Source organism: Vibrio sp. M260118, assembly GCF_036533755.1.
Lineage (GTDB): Bacteria > Pseudomonadota > Gammaproteobacteria > Enterobacterales > Vibrionaceae > Vibrio.
The window spans coordinates 1-5,375 of record NZ_JATABG010000252.1 but is presented as its reverse complement, the minus strand read 5'-3'; the positions used below and the strand labels follow the sequence as shown (position 1 = coordinate 5,375).

The following is a 5,375-nucleotide window of genomic DNA, read 5'->3' as shown; positions in this document are numbered from 1 at the left end:
GGGGTGAGTAGCGCTGTCGATCTGCTATACCAGTTTGAGTTTAATTAGTGCCGTGATAGGAGCGTTTACAATGCAACATTTGGTTTTTGTATATGGAACATTGCGCTATGGACAAGTCAATCATTACTTGTTGGCGCAGTCTGAGTTGCTTGGCAATCACACTACACCACCTATTTATAGTTTATTTGATCTTGGTAGCTACCCAGCCGTAATAGAAGGACATAGTGCTATTTATGGTGAGGTTTATCAAGTTGATGACAGTACACTACAGCAGCTCGATATCCTAGAAGATGTCCCAGTTGATTATCGAAGAGAACAAATAGAGACTCCGTTTGGTTTAGCTTGGATGTACATATATCAACAAGATCACAAATTGGATACGTTAATTTCTTCAGGCGACTGGTGTCAGAAGGTGTAATACTTAGTCTACGCTCTATGCGGTTAGCTCTAGAGCAACGAAAGGAGAGTGAGATGAAGCTGAAATTAGTTCTAGCCACATTGTTGTTAGCGGGGTGTACTTCACAGCCGCCACCTTTAAGCGGGGTTGATAGCGACTGGTCCAACTATGGCAGGCAGCGAGCTGAACAAGGGTTGCTAAAGCAATCTGAAACCAAACTAGCTAAGCTTGACCAGAGTGGATCATTTAATCAGGAACTCTACCTAGCTTATTCGAATGGTTACGAGCAAGGTCGAGCTGACTACTGCTCGCAAAGTGCCTATATGCTAGGTGTAAAGGGTAAGCCCTATGCAGGTATTTGTGATCGAATTGACCCCTTTTTCCAGCAAGACTATATTTCGGGACGACAATCGACAGCGGGAATGTAGCTAGGTTTGATGCTTGATGATAAAAGAGTCGCGATGAAGCGACTCTTTTTGATTCTGATTGGCCTTAAATCAGCTTTCTTCGCGGTTGAGTTCTAAAAACTCTTCCACTTTTTTGACCATGTTTTTTGAGCCAACAAAGAATGGCACACGTTGGTGCAGTTCTGTGGGTTTGATATCCATAATGCGTTGCACGCCATCAGAAGCGACACCACCTGCTTGCTCAATGATGTAAGCCATCGGGTTACATTCGTACAGTAGGCGGAGTTTACCATTTGGGTGGCTTTGGGTGCTTGGGTAGAGATAAATTCCACCCTTAAGTAGATTTCGGTGGAAGTCAGCAACCAAAGAGCCAATGTAGCGTGAAGTATAGGGACGGTCTTCACTCGGGGCATTTTCTTGGCAGTACTTGATGTACTTCTTTACACCCATAGGGAAGCGAATGTAATTACCTTCGTTGATCGAGTAGATCTTACCATCCTCTGGAATCATCATGTTTTCATGTGATAAACAGAAGGTGCCCAATGAAGGATCGTACGTGAAGCCATTAACACCATTACCTGTCGTGTAAACCAGCATGGTTGAAGAGCCATAGATAACGTATCCAGCGGCAACTTGTTTGTGTCCTGGTTGAAGAAAATCTTCTTCTGTTGGTGGCGTGCCGATAGGAGATACACGACGATAGATGGAGAAAATCGTACCAACAGAGACATTCACATCGATATTTGATGAGCCATCAAGTGGGTCCATTAGCACGACGTATTTGGCATTTTTGTTCAACTCTTTATTGAACGCTACGGCCTCATCTTCTTCTTCACTCGCGACACCACACACTTGATCTCGGGCTTCAAGCGCGGCTTTGAACTTTTCGTTGGCGTATAGATCAAGCTTTTGTTGGTCTTCACCTTGGACGTTCTCGGTACCAACGGCACCAGTGATGTCACCTAAACCAGCGGCATTGATTTCTCGGTTCACAATCTTTGCAGCAAGACGAATAGAAGAGAGTAGGGATGATAGATCACCGCTAGCGTGGGGGAAGTCCGCTTGCTTTTCAACAATGAACTCGCCAAGGGTGCGCATTCCAGACATGGTTTATCCTTTAAAATAATCACTCATTGATAGGGGGGATGGGAAGTAGTGTTCTCTGACGGAACTCGAGTTACTGCCCTAACTTTCAGTGTAAAAGTTAGATCTTTTTATTGGTAATGAACTAACTGTCTCAGATCTCAAAATTTTTAGTAAAATTTCAACAGTTTTCATAGCTTCGTATTGTCATGGTGAGTAAAGCTTAGCCACTTGCTCAATCACTGCCTAAAGTTGTTCGCTTTTTGATTGATTGTCGCCATAATGAGTGATTGTTTTTCGCTTGGAACAAGGCATTTCTATGCATATTCATATTTTGGGCATCTGTGGCACTTTTATGGGTGGCGCAGCGGTATTAGCACGCCAGTTGGGGCACAAAGTCACCGGAAGCGATGCGAATGTCTATCCACCAATGAGCACCCTTCTAGAATCTCAAGGTATTGAAATTATTGAAGGCTTCGATCCTTCTCAATTAAACCCTGCTCCGGATTTGGTTGTGATTGGTAATGCAATGAGCCGCGGTAATCCATGTGTTGAATATGTACTGAACAATAATCTTCGTTACACTTCAGGCCCTCAGTGGTTGCAAGAGTTTCTACTGCATGACCGTTGGGTTCTAGCCGTTTCTGGTACTCATGGAAAAACGACAACGTCGAGCATGTTAACTTGGATTCTAGAAGATTGTGGTTACAAGCCAGGCTTTCTCGTTGGCGGTGTGCTGGGTAATTTTGGTGTATCAGCTCGTCTTGGCGAAAGTATGTTTTTTATTGTCGAAGCCGATGAATATGACAGTGCTTTTTTCGATAAGCGTTCTAAGTTTGTGCATTACCACCCGCGTACCTTAGTCATGAACAATCTAGAGTTTGATCATGCAGATATTTTTGATGATCTTGAAGCGATAAAGCGCCAGTTCCATCATCTTGTGCGCACTGTACCGGGTAATGGCTGTATTCTCGCGCCAAAACAAGACCGAGCATTAGCGGATGTGCTTGAACGAGGTTGCTGGAGCGAAACTCAATTTAGCGGTGAGCAGGGTGATTGGCAGGCAGAGAAAATCTCCATAGATGGTTCGCAGTTCAAAGTCCTGTTTCAAGGTGAGCAAGTTGGTATTGTAAATTGGGACTTGGTTGGTGATCACAATGTTGATAACGCCTTGATGGCGATTGCAGCAGCACGTCACGTGGGGGTAACTCCAGACTTAGCTTGTGAATCTTTGGCCAAGTTTATTAACACTAAACGCCGTTTAGAGCTTAAAGGTGAAGTGAATGGCGTGACGGTTTACGATGATTTTGCTCACCACCCAACTGCGATTGAACTAACCTTAGGTGGACTACGTAACAAGGTCGGCGATAGTAAAATTATCGCTGTACTTGAACCGCGTAGCGCAACCATGAAACGAGGTGTGCACAAAGATACCCTGGCCGCTTCATTGCAAAAAGCCGATCAGGTTTTCTTATACCAACCTGATTCCATCGACTGGTCGGTTGAAGATATTGCTGCTCAGTGCATGCAACCTGCTCAAACCTCAGCCAGTGTGGATGAGTTGGTCGAGCAAATTGTTGCTAGCGCCAATCCGGGCGACCAAATATTGGTGATGAGCAATGGCGGTTTTGAAGGTATTCACAACAAGCTTTTAGCAAAGTTAGCGTAATTAATTATGACTAAACAACAAAAAGCCATCACTTTGGCCTTTACTGGCGCTTCAGGTGCTCCCTATGGCTTACGCCTATTGGAGTGCTTACTTGCAGCTGACTATCAAGTTTATCTGCTAGTGTCATCTGCTGCGCGCGTAGTGCTGGCTACTGAACATGACCTCAAACTGCCTGCTAATCCTCAATTGGCAAAGAAAACCTTAGTTGAGCATTTAAACTGCGACCCAGACAAGTTGGTCGTATGTGGCAAAGATGACTGGTTCTCTCCGGTCGCTTCAGGATCTGCCGCACCAAAACAGATGGTAGTATGTCCTTGTTCGGCAGGAAGTGTCGCTGCGATAGCGCACGGTATGTCTGACAATCTAATTGAGCGTGCCGCAGACGTTGTGATGAAAGAACGTGGCCAACTGTTGCTTGTGGTACGAGAGACGCCATTTTCTACTCTGCATCTAGAGAACATGCACAAGCTCTCTCAGATGGGGGTAACTATTATGCCTGCAGCGCCGGGTTTTTATCATCAACCCAAGTCGATTGAAGATCTTGTTGATTTTATGGTCGCGCGTATTCTTGATCATCTTGGAATTGAGCAAGGTTTAGTGCCTCGCTGGGGTTACGATCCCCGTCATATTTGAAGCTGTAGCGTTGTTGACTACTCAAATTCACCCAAATCAAATAGTACCCCTATGTTCATTGGGATGAATTTGCTTGTCGCCTAGCTGCAACTCCAACTATTTAGGGGATAGATATTAGAAGTTATTAATATTACAATTCGACCGTTACTCATCGGGGAGCTATTGACCTAATTTATTGTTAGTGTCGGCTGAGATCGAGCTAAAGCTTGGGACCCGTGTACCTGAACCAGATAATGCTGGCGTAGGAATTGAGTTGGACTTGAACTCCGCTTCTCAAACCTGTGCCGCTCAAACAAGGAGAGAGCGAGCAGTGAACAACACTCTAAGCACCATTTCTATTAGCACTATAGCGTTAGCAACTCTAGCGACATTCTCAGCAACTGCCGCAGAAAACAGCCTAACCGTTTATACCTATGACTCTTTTGCCGCTGATTGGGGCCCAGGTCCTGTCGTCGAAAAGGCGTTTGAAGCACATTGCGGCTGTGATGTTAACTTTGTAGCCCTCGATGATGGTGTTTCTATCCTTAACCGTCTGCGCCTCGAAGGTGATAACAGCAAGGCGGACATCATCTTAGGTCTTGATAATAACCTGATGGCGGAAGCGAATAAGACGGGTTTACTGGCTGAGCATAGCGTTGATACTAGCAAAGTAACTCTACCAAATGGTTGGGCCGACAAGACATTTGTTCCTTACGATTTTGGCTACTTTGCGTTCGTGTACAACAAAGAGAAGTTAGCTAATCCGCCAAAAAGTTTGCAAGAGCTGGTGGAATCTCGCAATGACCTGAAAGTGATCTACCAAGACCCGCGCACTTCAACACCAGGACAAGGTTTGATGTTATGGATGAAGTCGGTTTACGGTGATGACGCAACTCAAGCTTGGCGAGATCTTGCTAAGAAAACCGTTACGGTAACTAAAGGTTGGTCTGAAGCTTATTCAATGTTCCTTGAGGGGGAATCGGATCTGGTTCTATCGTACACGACTTCTCCTGCTTACCATTTGATTGCCGAGAGCGATAATAAATTTGCCGCTGCAGATTTTTCTGAAGGTCACTACACGCAAGTTGAAGTTGCAGCTAAGGTGAAGGCGTCTAATAATCAAAAGCTCGCGGACGAGTTTATGAACTTCATTTTGAGTGATGAGTTTAAATCAGCGATGCCTACAGGAAACTGGATGTACCCAGTG

At 44.9% G+C, this 5,375-nt stretch carries 6 protein-coding genes and 1 riboswitch; of the genes, 5 read left to right on the top strand and 1 reads right to left on the bottom strand.

Annotation, left to right across the window (positions count from 1 at the left end):
* Positions 1–70 precede the first annotated feature (70 nt).
* Both QTO00_RS14200 and QTO00_RS14195 read left to right on the top strand, forming a co-directional pair.
* Positions 71–418, top strand: coding sequence for a gamma-glutamylcyclotransferase family protein (locus QTO00_RS14200; RefSeq protein ID WP_331425384.1), 348 nt, complete (start codon positions 71–73; stop codon positions 416–418).
* A 53-nt stretch (positions 419–471) separates the two neighbouring features.
* Complete coding sequence (locus tag QTO00_RS14195; RefSeq protein ID WP_331425383.1) at positions 472–825, top strand: DUF2799 domain-containing protein; 354 nt, start codon at positions 472–474, stop codon at positions 823–825.
* A 69-nt stretch (positions 826–894) separates the two neighbouring features.
* On the opposite strand, the gene fbp is transcribed toward QTO00_RS14195, so the two are convergent.
* Positions 895–1,911, bottom strand: a complete 1,017-nt coding sequence (gene fbp / locus QTO00_RS14190) for a class 1 fructose-bisphosphatase (RefSeq protein WP_331425382.1) — start codon at positions 1,909–1,911, stop codon at positions 895–897.
* Between the two features lie 295 nt (positions 1,912–2,206).
* Between fbp and mpl the strand changes: the two genes are divergently transcribed.
* The 3 genes from mpl to thiB form a co-directional block, all read left to right on the top strand.
* Entirely contained in the window at positions 2,207–3,556 is a 1,350-nt protein-coding gene (gene mpl / locus QTO00_RS14185) for a UDP-N-acetylmuramate:L-alanyl-gamma-D-glutamyl-meso-diaminopimelate ligase (protein ID WP_331425381.1), read from the top strand.
* A gap of 6 nt (positions 3,557–3,562) precedes the next feature.
* Complete coding sequence (locus tag QTO00_RS14180) at positions 3,563–4,189, top strand: flavin prenyltransferase UbiX (RefSeq protein WP_331425380.1); 627 nt, start codon at positions 3,563–3,565, stop codon at positions 4,187–4,189.
* A gap of 142 nt (positions 4,190–4,331) precedes the next feature.
* Positions 4,332–4,454, top strand: a riboswitch (TPP riboswitch).
* A 45-nt stretch (positions 4,455–4,499) separates the two neighbouring features.
* The coding region (gene thiB, locus QTO00_RS14175) for a thiamine ABC transporter substrate binding subunit (RefSeq protein ID WP_331425379.1) at positions 4,500–5,375 on the top strand (876 nt) is incomplete at its 3' end.

Coding starts and splice junctions, on each gene's coding strand:
- QTO00_RS14200 (WP_331425384.1), top strand. CDS start 71: ATGCAACATTTGGTTTTTGTATATGGAACATTGCGCTATGGACAAGTC.
- mpl (WP_331425381.1), top strand. CDS start 2,207: ATGCATATTCATATTTTGGGCATCTGTGGCACTTTTATGGGTGGCGCA.
- fbp (WP_331425382.1), bottom strand. CDS start 1,911: ATGTCTGGAATGCGCACCCTTGGCGAGTTCATTGTTGAAAAGCAAGCG.
- QTO00_RS14195 (WP_331425383.1), top strand. CDS start 472: ATGAAGCTGAAATTAGTTCTAGCCACATTGTTGTTAGCGGGGTGTACT.
- QTO00_RS14180 (WP_331425380.1), top strand. CDS start 3,563: ATGACTAAACAACAAAAAGCCATCACTTTGGCCTTTACTGGCGCTTCA.